Annotated in this window: 14 protein-coding genes and 1 tRNA gene; 8 read left to right on the forward strand and 7 right to left on the reverse strand. The window is 63.8% G+C overall.

What is annotated here, in order from left to right; genetic code table 11:
- Window positions 1-142: 142 nt before the first annotated feature.
- The gene (locus tag ACTJGZ_RS11405; RefSeq protein WP_441663044.1) at window positions 143-763 is read right to left on the reverse strand and encodes a methylated-DNA--[protein]-cysteine S-methyltransferase; all 621 of its coding nucleotides are present in this window, start codon (window positions 761-763) and stop codon (window positions 143-145) included.
- 198 nt (window positions 764-961) lie between these two features.
- Between ACTJGZ_RS11405 and rrtA the strand changes: the two genes are divergently transcribed.
- Window positions 962-1,591 (forward strand): rhombosortase, encoded by a 630-nt coding sequence (gene rrtA, locus ACTJGZ_RS11410; protein ID WP_441663045.1) that lies wholly within the window; start codon window positions 962-964, stop codon window positions 1,589-1,591.
- Between the two features lie 15 nt (window positions 1,592-1,606).
- Here the strand turns inward: rrtA and ACTJGZ_RS11415 are convergent, their stop codons facing one another.
- The 3 genes from ACTJGZ_RS11415 to ACTJGZ_RS11425 all read right to left on the reverse strand — a co-directional run bounded on the left by ACTJGZ_RS11415 (window position 1,607) and on the right by ACTJGZ_RS11425 (window position 3,702).
- Entirely contained in the window at window positions 1,607-3,229 is a 1,623-nt protein-coding gene (locus tag ACTJGZ_RS11415) for an FMN-binding glutamate synthase family protein (RefSeq protein WP_441663046.1), read from the reverse strand.
- A 273-nt stretch (window positions 3,230-3,502) separates the two neighbouring features.
- The gene (locus ACTJGZ_RS11420) at window positions 3,503-3,628 is read right to left on the reverse strand and encodes a hypothetical protein (protein ID WP_441663047.1); all 126 of its coding nucleotides are present in this window, start codon (window positions 3,626-3,628) and stop codon (window positions 3,503-3,505) included.
- A tRNA-Arg gene (locus tag ACTJGZ_RS11425) sits at window positions 3,628-3,702 on the reverse strand. Before ACTJGZ_RS11425 ends, ACTJGZ_RS11420 begins: the two co-directional genes overlap by 1 nt.
- Before the next feature lie 247 nt (window positions 3,703-3,949).
- Between ACTJGZ_RS11425 and ACTJGZ_RS11430 the strand changes: the two genes are divergently transcribed.
- The 6 genes from ACTJGZ_RS11430 to ACTJGZ_RS11455 all read left to right on the forward strand — a co-directional run bounded on the left by ACTJGZ_RS11430 (window position 3,950) and on the right by ACTJGZ_RS11455 (window position 17,523).
- Window positions 3,950-6,619 carry a PD-(D/E)XK nuclease family protein gene (locus ACTJGZ_RS11430; RefSeq protein ID WP_441663048.1) on the forward strand — a complete coding sequence of 890 codons (2,670 nt, stop codon included), beginning with the start codon at window positions 3,950-3,952 and terminating at the stop codon, window positions 6,617-6,619.
- A gap of 167 nt (window positions 6,620-6,786) precedes the next feature.
- Complete coding sequence (locus tag ACTJGZ_RS11435; protein ID WP_441663049.1) at window positions 6,787-10,194, forward strand: UvrD-helicase domain-containing protein; 3,408 nt, start codon at window positions 6,787-6,789, stop codon at window positions 10,192-10,194.
- Window positions 10,195-10,421: 227 nt separating this feature from the next.
- Window positions 10,422-10,958 (forward strand): sigma-70 family RNA polymerase sigma factor, encoded by a 537-nt coding sequence (locus ACTJGZ_RS11440; RefSeq protein WP_441663050.1) that lies wholly within the window; start codon window positions 10,422-10,424, stop codon window positions 10,956-10,958.
- A gap of 110 nt (window positions 10,959-11,068) precedes the next feature.
- Window positions 11,069-12,046, forward strand: coding sequence for a FecR domain-containing protein (locus tag ACTJGZ_RS11445; RefSeq protein ID WP_441663051.1), 978 nt, complete (start codon window positions 11,069-11,071; stop codon window positions 12,044-12,046).
- A gap of 100 nt (window positions 12,047-12,146) precedes the next feature.
- A complete protein-coding gene (locus ACTJGZ_RS11450; protein ID WP_441663052.1) occupies window positions 12,147-14,915 on the forward strand; it encodes a TonB-dependent receptor domain-containing protein in 2,769 nt (922 codons plus the stop codon).
- 166 nt (window positions 14,916-15,081) lie between these two features.
- On the forward strand, window positions 15,082-17,523 hold the full coding sequence (locus tag ACTJGZ_RS11455; protein WP_441663053.1) for a PKD domain-containing protein: 2,442 nt from the start codon (window positions 15,082-15,084) through the stop codon (window positions 17,521-17,523).
- Between the two features lie 188 nt (window positions 17,524-17,711).
- Here the strand turns inward: ACTJGZ_RS11455 and ACTJGZ_RS11460 are convergent, their stop codons facing one another.
- From ACTJGZ_RS11460 to ACTJGZ_RS11470, 3 genes are all read right to left on the reverse strand, one after another.
- Entirely contained in the window at window positions 17,712-17,873 is a 162-nt protein-coding gene (locus ACTJGZ_RS11460) for a hypothetical protein (RefSeq protein WP_441663054.1), read from the reverse strand.
- A 12-nt stretch (window positions 17,874-17,885) separates the two neighbouring features.
- On the reverse strand, window positions 17,886-18,971 hold the full coding sequence (locus tag ACTJGZ_RS11465; protein ID WP_441663055.1) for a YeeE/YedE family protein: 1,086 nt from the start codon (window positions 18,969-18,971) through the stop codon (window positions 17,886-17,888).
- Window positions 18,972-19,052: 81 nt separating this feature from the next.
- Window positions 19,053-20,003, reverse strand: coding sequence for a sulfurtransferase (locus ACTJGZ_RS11470; RefSeq protein WP_441663056.1), 951 nt, complete (start codon window positions 20,001-20,003; stop codon window positions 19,053-19,055).
- 3 nt (window positions 20,004-20,006) lie between these two features.
- Between ACTJGZ_RS11470 and ACTJGZ_RS11475 the strand changes: the two genes are divergently transcribed.
- Window positions 20,007-20,291: a hypothetical protein gene (locus ACTJGZ_RS11475; protein ID WP_441663057.1), complete on the forward strand. Its 285-nt coding sequence runs from the start codon at window positions 20,007-20,009 to the stop codon at window positions 20,289-20,291.
- The last annotated feature ends 132 nt before the right edge of the window (window positions 20,292-20,423 follow it).

Raw genomic sequence — 20,423 nt, forward strand, 5'->3', positions numbered from 1 at the left:
GCTCAGGCCTTCGGGCTTTAGCGTTTGACTGTCCTACTTATGGGGGTCAGTTCAGCATGGGCTGCCGGTTTTTTGTTTTGGGCCGTGCTTGGGGGCAGCCTTTCGGTAAAAACTCTCGGGAAATTGCCCCGGCCCCCCGGCTTCAGAACCCCGGCAGTGTGCCGTTCAGCGGCAAGGCCTGGTGCCCAGGCCAGGCATGCTCGTGTTGCAGCAGCCATTGCTTGCGGTGCAGGCCGCCGCCATAACCGGTCAGGGAGGCATTGCTGCCGATGACGCGGTGGCAGGGCAGGGCCAGGCTGATGGGGTTGGCGCCATTGGCCAGCCCTACGGCACGCACGGCTGCCGGGCGTCCGATGCGCTGGGCCAGAGCGCCGTAGCTTAAGGTTTGTCCGGCCGGAATGGCGCGCAAGCTCAGCCAGACCAAACGCTGAAAGTCTGTGCCGCCCAGCGCGACGGGCAGGTTGTCCAGGGCATGCAGCGCGCCGCCGAAATAGCGCAGCAAAGCGGCATGCGCGTCAGGCGCCTGGCGGGTCTCATGCAGTTCAGGCAAGGACGCCCGGTATTGGCGCGCCAGCAAACGGCGCATGCGGGTTTCGTAATCGTGCCAGTCCAGCGCCCGCAGGCGGCCCTGCTCATCCGTCACCAGCAAGGCCTGCCCCAAGGGCGTGTCCATACGGAACAGCAGCCAGGGCGCCTGGCCCGTCGGGGTGGCCGGGGTGACCAGAAAGGGGGCGGCGGAACAGGTGGAAGGTGAAGATTCCAATGGATTCATGGCAGCATGGGCGGCGCCGGCGCCGTTGGCGGCACGCAGGCCTGGGTAGGCAGAGTGCTTTGTTTTATCATCTTCGCCTGGGCGTGTCACCGGTGCTTGAGAGAGACAGGGGTGAGAGGTCTGTACGAGGCCAGAATGCGCCGCAACCAGGCAGTTCACTCAAGGCGCAGGCCCAATGGAGCAAACAGTTTGAAGAGACAGAAGGGCGAGCAGGGCGAGAATGCCGCATATGCCGCGTGGTGCCGGGCGCTGGGGCTGGTCGCGCTATTGCTGCTGCTGCAATGGGGCGGCGAGACGGTACGCGTCGGTTTGCGTTTCGAGCGCAGTGCCGTGGCGGCCGGCGAGGTCTGGCGCTTGGGCACGGCCCACCTGGTTCATCTGGGCTGGAATCATGCCTTGCTCAATAGCGCGGGCGTTTTGCTGTGCTGCCTGCTGGCGCCGGAACGGTTTGATCGCGGCCTTTGGCGCCGCCTGGCCGGGCTGGCGCTGGGCGTAGGCCTGGCGTTATGGTGGTTTTCGCCGGGCGTCCCGAATTATGTCGGCCTGTCCGGGGTCCTGTACGGCATGTTTGTGCTGTGCCTGCTGCCGCAGGGGCTGCATGGCGACCGCAGCGCCTGGCTGGCGCTGGCCTGTGTTTGCGCCTGGATGCTCTGGCAGTGGCTGGTGGCGCCAGCCGCATCGGAAGAGAAAATGATAGGCGGCACCATCGTCAGCGTCGCCCATGTTTACGGCTTTTGCCTGGGTTTGGCCGGCGTCGGCCTGGCCCGGCTGGCAGGCTGGTGGCGCGGGGCCCGCCGCCAGCGGCAGGCCCGGGGGTAAGGGGCAGCCGCGCCCTTAGACCTGCACCGGCTCGAAACTTTCAGGCCGGGCCATGCGCCACATGCGTTCGTAGAACTCGCTGCCGATCTTGCCGGAAAGCAATTCCCCCGGCTGGAGAAAATGATGCAGCTGCGAATACAGGCGGATTTCGGTGCCAGTCATGCGGCGCGCCAGGTGGCGGGCAGCGACTTCGGAAGGGTGGGACAGCCCTGCCGCGGCGAGCAATTCGGCCAGGGCCTTGAGCGTGTTCTGGTGATAATGGAAAACGCGCTCGGCTTTGTCCGGGACGACCAGCGCCTGTTGCCTTTGCGGATCCTGGGTGGCGACGCCAGTGGGGCAGCGGTTGGTATGACAGGACTGCGACTGGATACAGCCAATGGCAAACATGAAGCCGCGTGCCGAATTGGCCCAATCGGCCCCCATGGCGATTACGCTGGCGATATCGAAAGCGCTGATGATCTTGCCGCTGGCGCCGATGCGGATAGATTGGCGCAGGTTCAGGCCGACCAGCGTGTTGTGCACGAACAGCAGGCCTTCGCGCAGCGGCAGGCCCATGTGGTCGATGAACTCCAGCGGTGCCGCGCCGGTACCGCCTTCCTTGCCGTCCACCACGATGAAGTCAGGCAGGATGCCGGTTTCATGCATGGCCTTGGCGATGGCCATGAATTCCCAGGGGTGGCCAATACAGAGCTTGAAGCCGACGGGCTTGCCGCCTGACAACTCGCGCAGCTGCACGATGAATTGCAACAGCTCCAGCGGGGTGCTGAAGGCGCTATGGCTGGAAGGCGAGACGCAATCCCTATCCATCGGCACGCCGCGGGTGGCGGCAATTTCCGGCGTGATTTTTTCCTTGGGCAAAATCCCGCCGTGGCCGGGCTTGGCGCCCTGGCTCAGCTTGATTTCAATCATCTTCACCTGCGGGTCGGCGGCATTGCTGGCGAAGAGGCTGGGATCAAAGCGCCCCTCCGCGTTCCTACAGCCGAAATAGCCGCTGCCCAGTTCCCAGGTCAGGTCGCCGCCATATTCCCGGTGATAAGAACTGATGGCGCCTTCCCCGGTATCGTGGATGAAATTGCCCATGCGCGCGCCGCGATTCAGCGCGCGGATGGCATTGGCGCTCAAGGCGCCGAAACTCATGGCGGAAATATTGAAAACCGATATGGAGTACGGCTGGCGGCAGGCCGGGCCGCCGACATCGACACGGAAACTGGCAGGATCGGCCAGCGGCGCGGGCTGGATCGAATGCGCCATGAATTCGTAGCTGGGCTGGTACACATCCAGCAGCGAGCCGAAGGCCTTATCGGCGCTTTGCTGTTTGGCGCGCGAATAGACCAGCGCCCGCTGCGCGCGGGAAAATGGCAGGGCCTCGTTATCGCCTTCTATCAGATATTGGCGGATTTCCGTGCGGAAACTCTCGACCAGATAACGGACATTACCGGACACGGGGTAATTGCGCCGCACGGAATGGGCGGTCTGCCGCAGGTCGTAAACACCCAGAATACTGAGCGCCAGCGTGATCAGCGTTGGCAGCCAGGCCCAGGAAAAATGGCCTGCCGCCAGCAGCAGCGGCAATGAAATCACGGTATAGGCAATACAGGCCAGGAAAACGGCATAGCGGCCCAGCACGGAAAGATTCATGAAAGCTCCTTCGGAAATCCGGCCATATCCGCTGCATGGTCTGGCCTGAATGTGGCCCAGCGCCACCACGGCGGGCAGCGGACATGAATACCTGACATGGTAGCGTTTCCGGCGAGACGGGCCGCAGCCTGGGTGCTACAGGGTAATACGGTGTAATGGACGCAGCGGCGCTGCGGCGCGCAGGCGAAAGAAATGCCCGTCAGCGGACGGGCATTTTTGGTATAGGTTTGGTATATGTTGGGTGTAGGTTTGGTTGGGCGGCTGGGTGCGGCGCTAGGCGCGCGAGTGCTTGGCCGCGTGCTTTGGGTTGGCAGTAAAACTGCGTTCAATCAAAGGCTTAATGGCGCTTGGCGTATCGTTCTTGGTGGTCTTCATGGCGTCCCGTATAGGAATCGACATGGCGTCTCCAACAGGAATCGAACCTGTATCTAGAACTTAGGAGGTTCTTGTTCTATCCGTTGAACTATGGAGACGGAACGGCGCCGGAATCCGCTATTGTAACTGCTAAATACGCTTCTTTGCACGCCCGGTTTGCCCTGCGCCGGCGGAGCAAGCGGGGAGCAGAGAGGTTGCGGCGCAGAGACAGGGAGTGCCGCAGGGAAGGCAAGGGCGGGCGGCCAAGCGATGGCGGCCAGGGCATGCCGGTGGCAGGAATCACGCGATCCCAAATGGGCGCGCTATGATTCCTGCTTGCCTTTGTCTGTCATGAAGCCACACGCCATGTCTGAATTCCCGCCTGCCTTGCCCAGTATCGACGTTCCGGCCCTGACGGATCTGCCGGCGGCGGAAACGCTGGTGCTGACTGTCAATAATCGCTGGGCGCGGCGCCTGACGCAGGCGCTGGCGGAAGGCTTGCGCAGCAACCGGCAGGTCAGTGAATTGCCGCATATTGTGCCGCTGGCTTCCTGGTACCGTGAAGCGGCCGAAAGCCTTGCGTTTATGCCGGATGCCAGGCTGCCAGCCCATTGGCTGGATACCTTCGCCTCTGCCATGGTGTGGATGGACGTCATTCATGAGGCTGAGGCCGAGCGTTTGCTGATGGATGCCGCGCAGGCGGCCGCCTTGGCGCGTGATGCCGATGGCCTGCTGGATGAATGGCAGATCGAGGTATTGGGCCCGGAAGAAACCGATGAGTACTGCCGTTTCCTGGTGTGGCGCGGCGCTTACCTGGAAAAATTGCGGGCGCTGGATGCTGAGGACGCCAATCAGGCGCTCGCGCGCGTGGTGGAGGCCATGCAGCAAGGGGCGGTGCGCTGGCCGCGAGTGCTGGTGCTGGCGGGTTTTACCGAGCAGTCGCCGCGTTTGCAGAAGATATTGGCCCTGGCGCGTGAGGCTGGCACCGAATGCCTGGCCTTGACCGAGGCCCAAGCCGAGGCCGGGCGCGCCGTCAGGGTGATGGCGGTGGATCATGCCGCCGAATGGCGCGCGGCTGCGGCCTGGGCGGCGCAGCAATTGGCTGCCAAGCCGGAAGGACGTTTTGCCATTGTGGCGTCAGGCCTGGAAGCCGATGCGCCGCTGGCGCGGCGGGTGCTGGCCCGAGCCCTGCGGCCGTTGGATCCTGCCTTGCCGGAATCCGCCTGGTTCAATATTTCCGTGGCGCGGCCCTTGCCGCAGTGGCCGGCAGTGCGTGCCGCGCTGGCCTGGCTGAAAGTGATGGCCGCCTGGGATGACACCAGGGGTTGCGATGCCGCTGTGCTGGGTGCCGCCCTGCTGGCCGGGCATGTGGATTGGGATGGCTTGCGCTGGCCGCCAGCAGCGCTGGATGCGCAATGGCGCCGGCGCGGCTGGAATGTGATAGCCCCGGAGCGCTGGCACCAGGCCTTGCAGGAAGGCAGCGCCGCTTTCGCTGCCCGCTGGCAGCAGGCCTGCGAGCGCTGGCGTGAGCCGCAGGGCAGCGCGGGCGCGGCGGTCTGGGCCGCGGCGATGCGCCAGGTGCTGGATGCGCTCGGATTTCCGGGCCGGCAGGCGCTCGATAGCGTGAGTTACCAGGTGCTGGAGGCCTTTGGTGAAGCCTTGGCGCGGTTTGCCGCGCTGGAGCCGGTGGCCGGGCGTTTGGGCGGGCGTATGGCTGTGTCTTTGCTGGAACGTCTGGCCGATAGCATGCTCTTCCAGCCGCAGCGCGATTTCCGCGCGCGGCTGGATGTGCTGGGCCTGCTGGAAGCCGAAGGCGGGCGCTGGGACGGCTTGTGGGTCATGGGTCTGACCGATGAAGTGTTGCCTGCTTCGCCCAAACCCAATCCGCTGATTCCTGCGACTGCGCTGCGGCGGGCTGGCGCTCCCCGTGCGACGGCAAGCCGCGAGCGTGTCTGGGCGGCGCAGATGTATGAAGCGTTATTGCGCGGCGCGCCGGAGATAGTCTTCAGCCATGCTGAACGCGAAGGCGAGCGCGAGCTGCGGCCGTCCCCCTTTATTGCCGCCTTGCCTCTGGCGGCTGGGCAAGCGGAGAGCGTCAACCTGTCGGACTTGCGCCTGGATGAACTGGACGATAGCCAGGGGCCGCCGCTGGCCGAAGGCGAGAAGGTAACGGGCGGGCTGGATGTCCTGGATACCCAGGCGCGCAATCCGCTGTGGGCATTTGTGCGGCACCGGCTGGGCGGGCGTGAACTGCCAGCCTACGAACCGGTGGCGGGCATGAATGTACGGGGCCAGTTCCTGCATGAGGCGCTGGAACTGCTGGGCCATATGCTGCCGGATCAGGATAGTCTGCATGCCGCCATGGCAGAAGGGCGTCTGGCGCCCTTGCTGGCGGAAATCGTGCAGCAGGCGGCAGCCGCGCATCTGGGCGCTTACGAACCCGCCTTGCGCGAATTGGAGTGCGAGCGCGCGCGCGGCCTGCTGGCTGACTGGTGCGACGCGGAAGCCGCCAGGCCGCCGTTTGCGATCTACCAGCGTGAGGAGCGCTACCAATGGGAGCATGGCCGGCTGGCCTTGAATGCGCGGGTGGACCGCATCGACCAGCTGGGGGACGGCAGCCTGCTCATTCTGGATTACAAAACCGGCATGGGCGAAGCGTTCCCGGAGGCCGATTGGTCGCGCCAGCGGCCCGTTAATTTGCAGCTGCCGTTCTATGCCGCGATTCTGGCTGCGCAGACGGGCACCGCCCAGGCCGAGATCGCCGGGCTGATGCTGGCTCAGGTGCATGCGCGGCATATCCGCGCCAAAGGCCTGGGCGCGGCGGACCTGGGCATCAAGGGCGTGACGCCGGTCGAAGACAGCAAAACCTTCGAGGGCCAGGATTGGACAGCGGTCTTGCGCCGCTGGGAAAGCGCCATAGGCATGCTGGCCGATGAGTTCAGCGGCGGTTACGCCGCCAATTTCGTTCTGCAGCCGCAGGACATGGTGTATTGCGACGCGTTGCCGTTCCTCCGGCTGCAGCGGGAGGAGGCATGACGATGATGCAGCAGGGTTTTGATTTTGAAAGCGGTGATGAAACGCCGGGCCAGGCCGCCGCGCCGCCCGCCACGCCGCAGCCAGACCTTCAGCCAGCAATTCAGCCAGCCCCTCAGCCATTCCCGGATGCCGCGCCAGACCTGGCGCCAGATTCTGTGTCAGATCCTGTGTCAGACCCAGCTCGTGAGCCCGCCGACGCACCGCAACGGCGCCGTGCGCTGGACCCCACGCATTCTTTTCTGGTGCAGGCCCCTGCGGGGTCGGGTAAGACGGAACTGCTGACCGACCGCATTCTGGCTTTGCTGGCCACGGTGGAGCGCCCCGAGGAAATTGTCGCCATTACCTTCACGCGCCGTGCGGCGTCGGAAATGCATGCGCGGGTACTGGAAAAACTGCGTCATGCCGCCAGTGGGATAGAGCCGCAGGCGCCGCACTTGCGCGCCAGCTGGCAGCTGGCGCGCCAGGCGCTGGCCCGGGATGCGCAGCAGGATTGGCAATTGCTCCAGCATCCGGCGCGGCTGGCCATTCAGACCATAGACTCGTTTTGCGCGCGGCTGGTACGCAGTATGCCTTGGCTGTCCGAGCTGGGCGGCATGCCTGGCATTGCGGAAAATGCCTGGAGCCATTATGAAGCCGCGGCGCTGGAAACGCTGCGCATGGCAGAGACGGAAGCATCCGTGCGGCGCTTGCTGGCGCATATGGATGTGGATGTTGCCGCAGCCGTGGAGGCGATTGCCAGCATGCTGGCGCAGCGTGACCAATGGATGCCGTTCCTGCGCCATGGCCTGGACCGCGCTGGCCAAGAGGAAACGCTGGCGCATTTCATAGAGTCTGACATTGCCGCAGCGGCCAGGCGCCTGCCGCGCGGCTGGGAGGAGGCGCTGGCGCCTGCTGCCCGGCTGGCGGCTGCCAGCCTGGATGAACTCAGTCCGGAGCATCGCCTGGCGCCGCTGCGCGACTGGGTGCCGCCTCTGGCCCGGGATGCCGGGGCAGTGCAGGCCTGGGTTGCCTTGGCAGACTTGCTGCTGACCAGTGAAGGCAAACCGCGTTCGCCTAAAGGGCTGAACAAGAATCTGGGCTGCCCGCCCAAGAGCCAGCAAAAAGACATGCTGGGCGCCTGGCTGGACGAGCAGGCGCTGAATGCGGGCTGGGCGTCTGCGCTGGCTGCGTTGCGTGAACTGCCGCCGGCAAGCTTTTCTGATGCGCAATGGGAAATTCTGGAAGCCCAGTGGCGCGTGTTGCGTCTGGCCGCCGCGCAACTGCGGGTGCGCTTTGCGCAGGAGGGAGAGGTAGATTTCACCGAAATCTCCCAGCGTGCCGAGGCTGCCCTGGGCTCGGCGGATGACCCGGGTGAATTGCTGCTGAAGCTGGATGCTTCCATCCGGCATTTGCTGATCGACGAATTCCAGGATACCAGCCAGTCGCAGGTGCGCCTGCTGGAAAAACTGACCTCAGGCTGGATGCAGGCCGATGGCCGCACCTTGTTTCTGGTCGGCGACCCGATGCAGTCGATTTACCGTTTCCGCAAAGCGGAAGTGGGCCTGTTCCTGCAAGTCCGTGATCACGGAATAGGGGACTTGCGCCTGGAGTTTTTGAATCTGACCGATAACTTCCGTTCCCAGGCGGGAGTGGTGGAGTGGGTCAACCAGCGTTTTGGCAGCTTGCTGCCGTCGCGGGCCGAAGAAAATGCCGAGGCGGGTGCAGTTGCCTACACACGCTCGGTCGCCTTTAATCCTGCTTTGCCGGGACGGGCCGTGAGTTTTCATGCGGCCTGGGGCAATGGCACCGCGCAGGCGGACGCCGCCGCTCTGGCGCTGACGGAAGGCCTGGTGCGTGATGCGCTGTTTGATGAGGCGGGTAAGCCCGGGACGGTGGCGATCCTGGTGCGGGCCAGGACGCACCTGGGCGAATTGGTGCGCACCTTGACGCGCGCGGGCATAGGCTGCCGGGCGGTGGAACTGGTGCCGCTGGCGCAACGGCATGTCGTGGCCGATCTGGTGCAATTGGTGCGGGCGCTGGCGCATCCGGGGGACCGGCTGGCCTGGTTGTCCGTGTTGCGCGCGCCCTGGTGCGGCTTGACGCTCAATACGCTGGCGGCCTTGTTTGGCAGCCGTCACGAGCGCCCGGTGCCGCTGGTGTTGCGCGAGTGCCTGGCGGCGCCTGGCGATAGCCCCTTGGGGACGGTGCTGGCGGCTTTGCCGGCAGAAGAGCGCGACCGCCTGCTGCAAGTGGCGGCCATCCTGCTTGATGGCGGCAATGATAATGGCGCACTGCCCTGGGCGGCCTGGGTGGAAACGCTGTGGCAACGCCTGGGCGGCGCGCGGCTGTATCCAGGCAGCAGCGCGGCCGAAGATGCGGAAAGCGTTTTTGTCCTGCTGGAAAAGCTGGCGCCTTACGGCGAACTGGATACCGCTGCGCTGGATACTGCGCTGGCGCGCCTGTTTGCGTCCGGGCAGCCAGAGCCTGGCGGCGGCCCGGTCGTGGAAATCATGACTATGCACAAATCCAAGGGCTTGCAGTTCGATACGGTGATTCTCTATGGACTGCACCGCGTGCCCCGTGCCGCGTCCACGCCCCTGCTGAGTTTTGAGCATGTGGCGGGCAATGTGCTGTTCGGCCCGGCCAAGCCGCGGGCGCAAGTGGAACCGGATCCGTTGTCGCGCTATATCGGCAGGCGCGAGAAAGTCCGTGGCGATTACGAGGTGGACCGCCTGTTGTATGTGGCCGCCACACGCGCGCGGCAGCGCCTGCATTTGATCGGCAGCGTGATGCAGGATGACAGCGGGCAGTGGCGCCAGCCCGCCGGGAGCAGCCTGCTGGGGCGTTTATGGCCCTTGCTTGATGCCGCCGATACCGCCGTGCCGCCAGCCTTGCCCGCTGGCGATGCTGGTGCGGAAGGGGCGCAAGGCTTGCATGGAGCGGTGCTGCAGCGGATTGCGCATGCCGATTTGCTGGCCATGCCGGGGGCGGAGCCAGCCCGGCCAGAGGATGATGCCGCGCAGGACGGTCCCTTGGCGCCAGTGGGAGAAGGGGTGCAGTGGGGCGAAGCGGAAAGCCGCCAGGCGGCCATAGGCACGCTGGTGCATGGCTGGCTGACGCGTCTGGGGCAAGATGGCCTGGAGGGATGGCCGCCAGCCCGTTTGCGCAATAGCCTGGGCATCATGGCGCGGCAGTTGACGCGAGCAGGGACGCGGACGGTGCATGCGGCGGAAGATGCCGCCGAGGTATTGGAGATTCTGTTGGCGACCTTGCGCAATGGCCGTGGCCGCTGGCTGCTGCAACGTGCCGCCGCGCGCCGGGAGTGGCCGCTGCTGGATGCCAGCGGCAAGGTATCCATCCTCGATCTGGCATTTGAAGATGATGGTACCTGGCTGATTGTTGATTACAAAACCGGCACGCCCTGGCCGGATGAAGACGAGGCGGCCTTCGCCCGCCGGATGCGGGCGCGTTATCAGCCGCAGATGAATCGTTATCTGGATCAGGTCACCGCGCTCACCCGCAGCGCCGCCCGGGCCGCGCTGTATTTTCCCAGGCTGGATCTCTGGCTGGAGATGGGCAGCGCGCCCGCCCGCTAAGGGCTGTAGGCAGACGGCGGCGCGCCTGGCCCCAGACGCGTCACCGGCTTTCTTGGCCTGCCTGGGCGGACGGGGCAGGCGCTTGCTTGACGGAAATTGTTGCGCGCATGCTGCGGCGCTAGGCTTTTATTTGCTTTTGCTGGTAGGCCAGTTATGCTCCAATACTGAGATTGATTTACATTAATTCGGTGCGGGAGCCAGCCTGCCGTCGCCGGCCGGGTATCTCCATGTCCTCTTCCGCCTCCAGCCTTGGGCCGGCCGCAACGCCGGCGACCCCATCTGCCGACCTTCATAATCTATACCGGGACAACCATGTCTGGCTGGTGGCCTTGCTGCGGCGGCGCTTGCCGGATGCCTCCCAGGCCCAGGATCTGGCGCACGATACTTTCGAGCGCATCATGCGCGCCGATCTGGCGCAGGTGCTCAAGGCGCCACGGGCCTACCTGACGACAGTGGCGCGCAATGTGCTGCTCAATCATGTCCGGCATGAACGTATCGTGCACGCGTATCAGGAATCCCTGCAAAGCCTGCCGGAACCGCTGGCGCCATCCCCTGAAGAACAATTGGTCGCGGTGCAGGCGCTGGAGCAAGCTTGCGCCGTGCTCGATGGCCTGCCGGCGCGCACACGCCTGATTTTCCTGATGTCCCAGCTCGAAGGCATGACGAGCCCCGCCATCGCCGAGGAATTGAAGCTGAGCGTGAATGTCGTCAAGAAGGCGGTTGCCCAGGGAATCAAGCACTGCTATTTCGCCATGCTGGGATGAGTCTGCGCGGCAGGCGCGCCAGGCGCGAGAAGCGCGATATGCGCAATATGCACGGTTTGGCGCCGGGGCCGCAGGCTGGCACGCCAGGTAGAAGATAAAAGAAAGCGGGGATGGTTTTGCCACTCAATGAGAAACTGCTGGATCAGGCGATTGACTGGTTGCTGCGCGTGAATGACGATGCCACCGGCATGGCCGAGAGTGCCTGTCGGCGCTGGCGCGCCGAGCACCCGGATCATGAACGGGCCTGGCAAGGCGTGGCATCGGTCGGGGCGCATTTGCGTGGCCATACGGCCAGTCTGGCGCCGCGTGCCGCGGTGCGGGTGCTGCATCAGGCCGGTGGCGGGCATGGCCGCCGCACAGCCATCAAGACGCTGATGCTGGGGGGCGCTTTCGCGCTTGGCGCGGGCGCCATCTGGCATGGCACCCAGGCCTGGCCGGCCTGGAATGCGGTGTATCGCATCGCCAAAGGCGAAACACGCGAAATCATGCTGGCCGATGGCGCCAGCATTTGGCTCAACACCGATACGGCGCTGGATGTCGATACGACAGCGGCAGGCCATGAACTGGTGTTGCGGCGTGGTGAAATCCTGGTGCAGACAGCCCGTGATCCGGCGCGCAAACAGGCCATGCAGGTGCGTACCGCCGCTGGGCTCATGCAACCTCTGGGAACGCGCTTCATGGTGCGGGTGCTCGATGATGAGCGCTGGACGCGCCTGAGCGTGCTGGAAGAGCGGGTGCGCGTGACAGGGGCAGGTTTGCCGCGGGCAATGGAACTGCTGGCGGGGCAGCAACTGGAATTCGGGGCAGGCATCACGCCGCGGCGGCAGCCCATCCAGGGGGATCCCGCGGCCTGGCAGCAAGGCATGCTGGCGGCCAGCCGCATGCGGCTCGATCAATTTCTGGCAGAACTGGCGCGTTACCGCAGCGGCATCATTCAGTGCGACCCGGCAGTCGCGCATCACACGGTCACAGGGGCGTTTCCGCTCAACGATACAGACCGCATTCTGGCTGCGCTGGCGCAAGATTTACCCCTGCGGATTCAGCGGGTATCGCGGTACTGGATACGTGTCATGCCGGAAAAGTTGTAACAATGAGGCGCTTTCTCATTTCTGAAGTGTTAATCCATATGTAAGCCCCGTCACGAGCATTGCTGCGATGGGGCAGGGTGACCACTTTTCAGGAATGCCAATGCGGTTCCGTGTTTCTCTTGTCAGTTTGCTGTTGTTGGCGGCCTATGCGCCAGACGGCGTTCATGCCCAGACGGCGGCGGTAGCGGCCGAGGCCGAGCGTGATTTCGATATCCAGGCCGGTAGCCTGGATGATGTTTTGAGCCGTTTCGGCGCTCGCGCCGGCGTCATGGTGCTGGCCGATACGCGCCTGACGGCCGGGCGCAGCAGCCCCGGGGTGCGCGGACGCTACGCGGTGGATGTCGCCCTGTTGCGGCTGTTGTCGGGCACAGGCTTGCAGGCTTACCGCGCGGCCGACGGCGGCTATCGCTTGCGCCTGGCGCCTGGGCCCGGCGGCCAGTCGGTCTCCGAGCTGGAGGCGGTCGAGGTGCTGGGCAATGACCCGAGTCCCGCCGATGAGGTGTACCGCACGGCTGCCAGCGTGAACTATCTGTCCCAGGATGATATCGAGCGTTTTCGCGGTACCTCGGTCGGCGATATTTTTCAGGGTATCCCTGGGGTGCTGGTGGGGGAAAACCGCAATTCCGGCGGCCTGGATATCAATATCCGGGGCATGCAGGGCCAGGGCCGGGTGCCTGTGCTGGTGGATGGCGCACGCCAGGAAACCACGGTTTACCGGGGCTATTCCGGTGTGGCGTCCCGCTCTTATGTGGACCCCGACCTGATCGGCGGCATAGAGATCAGCAAAGGGCCAGTGGCGGGCGCATTGGGAACCGGCGCGACAGGCGGGGTGGTGGCGATGCGTACCATTAATGCCCGCGACATCATCAAAAATGAGGATGAAAACTGGGGCATACGCGTGCGCGGCAGCACCTCGGGCAACAGCAGCGCGGCGCCTGCGCCGGGGACGGCGGGCGGCATGTTCAATGCCGGCACTTACCGCATCAATTGCGACCCGGCGGCCCTGTGTGGCGGCAAGTACCAGATGCCGGACACTTACCGCAATGATGACAACTTCGACCGTCCCGGCACGCTGGACCCTTACAGCTATGCGGCCAGTGTGGCAGGCGCCTGGCGCAACGAAAAACTGGAACTGGTGGCGGCGGTGTCTTCCCGCCGCCAGGGGACTTATTTTGCCGGCAAGCATGGCAAAGGCGCCGAACCCGTCATTACCCTGGCAGACCCGCCGCCCAGCATTTATTACGACACCGCAACCGTGAGCAACGGCGGCACGACCCGTTTTTATACCGGCGAGCGCGTGCTGAACAGCAATAACGAAAGCAACTCGCAACTGCTGAAGGGCAAATTGAAATTGTCCGAAGCGCAGGATATCGAGCTGAGCTATTTGCGCTACCACAGCGAATACGGCGAGCTGATGCCGTCCCAGCTAATGTGGTTCAACAAAATCTACCAGACGCAAAACAGTGAAGTGACGGCGCAGACGGTCACGCTGTCCCATCATTGGCAGCCGGCGGAGCAATCCTGGCTGGATTTGCGCACCAAGGTCTGGATGACGCACACGGACAGCCTGAACCGTAATTACGCTTCGGAAGGCGAGGCGGCAGCCGGCACGGGTTCTGGGGTGGAGCCGGAACCGGAAACCTACCGGCGCATGGGCGCGGAAATTGGCAATACCTCTGAATTCGAGGGTTGGGGCGAGCATGTGCTGAGCTATGGCGCAACGTTCCAGCACGAGAAAATTACCACCGATCCGTCTGCCGGCGCGCTGGACGCCGCGGCCGGGCGTGAGGGCAACCGCCGGGAATACAGCCTCTACCTGGATTGGCGCTGGCAGCCCGCGCCGGAATGGCAGATCAATTACGGTTTGCGCTATCAGAATTCCCGTACCCGTGATGGCAAGCTAAGCACGGATATGCGCTACGAGTGCGGCAAATGGGGGATGGACGCCAAGGGCGTGGAGGTGTGCCAGCAGTATGCCGCCGTGCCGATGGAACTGTGCGATGGCGTGGCTTGCGCGTACCACTATAAAACCCGGAATAGCGGCACCGTGCCGGTTTACAGCATTAGCTGGGAGCCCTGGCTCAACGGTTTGCAGTTCTACGCCCGTCACGCCGAGGCATTGCGCATGCCCAGCTTGTTCGAGTCCACGCAAGGCTGGTCGGTGCAGCCCGCGCCTGGCGTTGCGCTGCGTCCGGAACATACCCGCAACCGCGAGTTCGGCCTGAATCTGCTGACCAATGGTGTTTTGCGCAGCAACGACAGGCTGGCATTCAAGACGGCTTATTTCCGCAACAAGACCAATGATTACCTGACGCGCACTTCGCCCAACGAATGGGAGAACCTGCAGCAGGACTTCGTGATGCGCAATATCCGCAGCGTCAAGCTGCGCGGTTTTGAAGCGACCCTGGATTATGACGCCGGACGTATCTACACGCGCCTGAGTGGCACCCGCTACAACTTCATTGAAGTGTGCCACGAGGGCAGCTACCGCCGTGATGACTGCAATAACTACGGTGTTGCCGCCTCTTATTTCAATGACATGATTCCGCCGAAATGGCATGCCAGCGTCCTGCTGGGCACCCGCTGGCTGGACGGCAAACTGGATCTGGGCGCGCGCCTGACCCTGATGGGCAAGCGCAACCCGACACCGGCATTCAACGACGACACCAAGCGCGCTTTCAATTGGCCGACGCTTTGGCAGGACTACAAGGTGGTTGATCTCTACGCCCGTTATCAATACAGCGAAGCCGTGTCTGTGGATTTCAACATCGACAACCTGACTGACAGGTACTACGTCGATCCGCTCAGCCTGGGCATGGTTCCCGCGCCAGGACGCACGGCGCGGCTGGGCTTGACGCTGAACTTCTAAGGCTGTTGCCGCTGTCTGTGCCTGGACGGCCGCAAGCCCATGGATGAGGCCCGCAGGCAAGGGCAGGAAGAATGCAGTCCCGCAAGGGAATGCGCATGGACCCAGCTGTGCCGGGCCATTGAAAAACCGATTTTTTTGAACAAATTTTGAACAGAAAGAGACCAGCATGAAACTGAACAAGTACGTGATGTTGCTTGGCCTTCCCCTGGTGCTGGCCGCGTGCGGCGGCGGTGGCAGCGGAGATGGCGGTGGCGGTGAGCGCCCGGTGACGAAAAGCCCGGTGGCCAACGCTGGCGCGGACCAGATCGTGCCCATGGGCACAGTCGTGCAGCTTGATGGCGGCGCCAGCGCGCCTGGAACCAATGGCAGCAATCTGCGCTATACCTGGAGCCTGCCTGAGAAACCGATGGGCAGCAGCGCGGTATATGCCGATGCGGGTATCGTGAACCCCAGCTTCCTGGCGGATTTGCCGGGCCGCTATACCGCAACGCTGACGGTCAACGACGGTGTGGTGGACAGCGCCGCTGACAGCGTGACCATTACGGCGACGACCAAGGTGCCGGTGGCGATTGCCGAGCCGGTGCAGAATGTTGCCCTGAGCGCCGAAGTCGTGCTCGACGGCAGCCAGAGCGTTGCACCCAGCGATGGCGATGCTGGTGCGCTGGTGTACCGTTGGACGCTGCTGTCCAAACCCGCCGGTTCCCAGGCGGAATTGACGGATGCGACGACGGCCAAGGCGCGTTTTCATGCGGATGTCGAAGGGGAGTACATGGCCTTGCTGATCGTCAACTATGGCGACCAGGTGAGCCAGCCGCGTGAAGTGCTGGTGCGCGCATCCAAGGGCAACACGGCTCCGGTGGCGAACATCAAGGTGGTGTCCATTGGCGGCAAGCCGGTGGAACCGCTGACGGGCAGGAATAAAAAATATCAGGTCGAACGCGGCCAGGAAGTCGTGTTCAGCGGCAGTGAGAGCACGGACGCCGATGGCGACGAACTCAGCTACCGCTGGGGCGCAACGAGCTGGACCCAGGGTTCCCAGATTGCGAACAAGATCAAAGGCAAGCAGGCTGAATTCCGCATGACGCCGGATGTTGCGGCCGGTGATTGGTCGGTGTCGCTGCAAGTTTTTGACGGCCAGCTCTACAGCCAGGCCTCCGCTCTGCTGAATGTGGTCAAGCCGGCGGGCGCAGCGAATACGCCGCCAGTCGCCAGGCTGGACCCGGTCACGACGACCGAAACGTATGAGATGGAGTTGGGCCAACTCACCAATATCAGCGCGTTTTCATCCTACGATATTGATGGGGATCAGCTTTGGGGCAAGCACAAACTGCAGTTGCTGTCCTATCCTGCGGGCTTCACGCCGCCAGACTGGTCGGCGCCTATCTGGAGCACGACGCAGTTCACCCCCACGGTGGAGGGCGACTATCGCGTGCGTCTGATTTCCAATGATGGCCAGGCAGACAGCCTGCCCGTGGAGGCGGTTTACAGCGCCAAGCGCGGCGCCAACCACAAGCCGAAGGCAAATGTCGTGGTGACGTCTGCCACTGCCCTGATCAATCAGGATATCAAGTTCGGTTGCGGCGGCAGCGACCCGGATGGCGATGAGCTGACCTGCGAATGGGCCGTGGCGGATACGCCAGACGGCAGCGCCGCGACCTTGCAGGTGCTGAACGGCGGCAAAACGGCCAGCATGAAAGCCGATAAGCCGGGGCGCTATGTCGTTGAGCTGGTGGTGGTGGATACCAAGGGCGAGCGCAGCCTGCCCGTGTCTGGCGGCATCCACGTCAAGTCCGTCAACAACCCGCCGGTCTATTCCGGGCTCTACCATTATGCCTATGGAGAGTTCTCGATTCTCTGGACCTCGATTGCCAACAAACTGAGCGGCAGCCACTTGGGCACGGCGGCCCAGCCTTATCTGGCCGGGCAGCGCATCGACCTGATGCCGATCAGCATGAGCGACCCGGATGGGGATAAGCTGTATCCGCTCTGGACGCTGGTCGAGCAGCCTAAAGACAGCAAGCTGGTCGAGGCGGTAGATACGGAAACCCTGAACTTCACGCCCCAGTACCCTGGCCGCTATGTCTATCAATTCATCACCAGCGATGGCATCGTCAAGACTCAGCCTCAGCAGGTGGCGGTTGAAGTGGTGAAGGAAGAAAATTATCCCGGCCTGCTGCTGAGGACGCATGGTGCCTATGATGACCCCTCCAATCTGTATCCCACCCGGGAGGGCGTGCAGCCGCAGCTGGGCTGGCCGCATGATTGGATGAATACCGTGGCCGTGAAGCAGGATCCGGCAAACAGTGCCGCTTCGAGCAAGGCATGGAATGCAGGCGTCCTGTTCAGCATGACCGCCCATGACAGGGATTACACGGTGGCTGACATGCGGGTGCTGGCCGATGGCGACCGCCCGGAACTGCCCAGCTTCGTTGGGCTGAAGAACGGCCAGGTGATCAAGCGCGGGGAAACGGTTTACTTCCTGGTCTATGACCCGCGTCAGGCATCGAACGGAGCCATGGACCCCGGCACGGAAATCGAATGGTTCTTCCGCATTGCCGAGAAACCTGAGCATAGCTTCCGTTATCGCCAGCGTTATCAGCTGTATTGATACGGCAGTGCTGCCCCTGGCCCTGAAGTGAGGGCCAGAGGGGACACGCAAAAAAAGGCCGGTGTGAATCGCTTCACACCGGCCTTTTTCAATGCAGGCCGAGGGGGCGTTCAGAAGGGCGGGGGGCTATCGCTGCCCTGGCGCTGCCCGGCGGTGGGCCGGGAGGGGGCGGCAAAGCCCGCCAGTCTTCAGAATGCCGAGCAGTGCCCGCCAGTGGGCGCCTGGCCAGAGCCCAGCGCCAGGATGGCGGGTTCCTTGCGCAGGTTGATGGGGGCGGAGGCTGACCAGTCCCAGGCCAGGAAGACTGCCAGGACGATCCAGAAAAGCGTGATGGAAAGTTTGCGCTGCATGATGAACCGTCCTTAAAAACCGTAGCGGCGGCGCAGACGCACGCCCAGAATGGAACCGCCGAATGCCAGCACGATCCAGATCCAGCCATGCACGCTGCCCGTACTGATGCCGCTGACCATGGCGCCAACGTTGCAGCCGAACGCCAGGCGTGAGCTGTAGCCCAGCAGGAAGCCGGCGATCAGGCCGATCAGCCATTGCTTGCCGGTCAGGGCTTTGCCCGCGCCAGGCTTGCCGGCGGAGATCCACAGCGCGCCGGCCAGGATACCCAGATTGGTGATGGTGGTGACATCCAGCAGCACGTTTTGCGACAGCGTCTGGAAATTGCCTGGCTGGCCCCAGAACGGGTTGGCGGACGGGTCGAACAGGCCCAGCGAAGTGAAAATCTTCGCGCCCCACAGGCCGAAACCATAGACCACACCCCAGGGCTGGCCCGCAATGATCAGGTTCAGGACAGCCAGCAGCGCCAGGCCGATACCGGCAATGACCAGCTTGCGGTCCAGCCAGCGCGACGCACGTTCGCCCCGTTTGCCCCAGGTAAACGCCAGCGCGCCGACCAGCAGCAGACCGATGAAGGTCAACAGCAAGGCTTTGCCCGGACCGTAGGTGCTGACCAGGCCGATAGGCTGGACGGCGCCGAGCGACACCCATTCTTCCAGTTGCGCCGACCCCAGGAAACTGCCCAGCGTGAACAAGGGCAGAATGCCCATATTCAACGGCACGCCCATGCCCGCCTTATACAGGGTGCCGGAGCCGCAGCCGTCAGCAATCTGCATGCAGGCGCCGAACACAAAGGCGCCGATCAGCAAACTGAAGCTGGGCGGCCCCAGGGCAGCCATCAGATCCGTCGGGAAGGCGGCCAGCAAGGGGATGGAAATAGCAGCGGCGACGGCCAGCAGAATCAGCTGCGCGAAGACGCCGGTCGCATCGCGGTTTTCGATCAGCTTGCGCCAGCCGGTCGTAAAGCCGAAGCGGGCGCCGGCCAGAATGCCGCCCATGCCCAGCCCCACCACGAAGAGCAGGGATTGGCGCAGCGAGACAAACCAGGCCAGTGCCGCGAAGGCAAGGGCGATGGCCAGGGAGAGAGGAAGGCGTGACATAGAAAAAATCGCGAAAAGGGCGGAAGGGCCGCAGCCTGCCGCCCGCCGGCGCAAGGGGGCTGGCGGGCGGCGGTGCCATGATTAGTTGAACAGGCTCTTGATTTTGTTGCTGATCTGGCTGCCGCGGCCGGGCTCATTGTCCATCGGCAGCGGCGCAGCCGCATTGGTCCAGTCGGCCAGCGATTCCGGGTACATGCGGACATTGGGCAGGCCGGCCAGTTCGGAGAGCGCAAACCAGTCCGTTGCGGCCCAATGCCCGGTATTGCAGAAGGCGATGGTGTCATCGACCATTTCCGGGAACTGGCGCGCGGCAATTTCACGGGCCTGTTCTTGGCTGACAACGCGTGTCGTGCCCGGCTCGAACCAGAGGCTGTGTTCCACATTGACCGCGCCGTGGATCGTGCCTGGCGTTGCCGCGGTAGGCGCCTTGACCTGGCCCAGGAAGAAATTCTTGGGCCGGGCATCGACCAGGCGGGCATCGGGGTTGCCTATCTGTGCCTGGACGTCGCTTTGTGTGGCCAGAATGGCGGTATTGAGCACAGGTTCGTAATGGCTGGGCGTGACGCTGGCTGCGGCTTGCTCCAGCGGCAGCGCGGCTTCCTGCCAGGCCTGCATGCCGCCATTGAGGACGGACAGGTTTTCCAGGCCGAGATACTTCAGGGTCCAGTACACCCGCGCAGCGGCGCCGAAATCAGTGGTATCGGCGCCGCTGGAGACGACGACGGCATGGCTGCCGCGGTCCAGCCCCAGTTGTTGCACCTGTTCAGCCAGGCGCGTTAGCGGCGGCAATTGGCCAGGGCTGTGGGCCGGGCCGCGCCAGCTGCCATAAGGCGCGGAGAGGGCGCCGGGAATATGTCCCTGGCCGTAGTCCGCTGGCGGGCGGATGTCGATGACGCGAATGTCGGGCGCGGCCAGCAGCGTGTCCAGCGCGGCCGGGTCCAGCACGGGCTGGCTGGCGGCGCTCAGGCTGGCAGTCGCCAGCAGAAGGGCGGCGCCGCTTTTCAAGGCAGTAGTGATGAGGGCGTGTTTCATGGAATGGTCCGAATAAGCCTCGTCAGTTTATATGTGGATGAATCATGGTATGCCGCCTTCTTTATTCCTTTTTGTGATAAGAAAATCAGGCAGGGGAATAAGCGCGCCCTGGCGGGCCGGCAGCCCGGCGCCGTCGGGCCGGATTTTTCCCGCCCGCGTGAAGATGTGGCGGGAATGCAGCAATTCCCATGCCTGGAGCACAGGCTTTTTTTGGCATTGAGCGGTGAGGGGATACAGTGGCGGACTGAAAATCGGATGCTGGACGTGGCAGAGGCAGGGAATAAATGAAGGCGGATAGTTGGGCAAGACTGTTGCTTCTGGCAGCGGTATGGGGAGGCAGCTTCATGTTCCTGCGCATTAGCACGCCGGTCATGGGGGTGATGCCGACGGTGTTCGGGCGTGTCTTTATCGCGGCGGCGG

The sequence above is a fragment of the Kerstersia sp. genome, assembly GCF_052103615.1.
Taxonomy (GTDB): Bacteria; Pseudomonadota; Gammaproteobacteria; order Burkholderiales; family Burkholderiaceae_B; genus Kerstersia.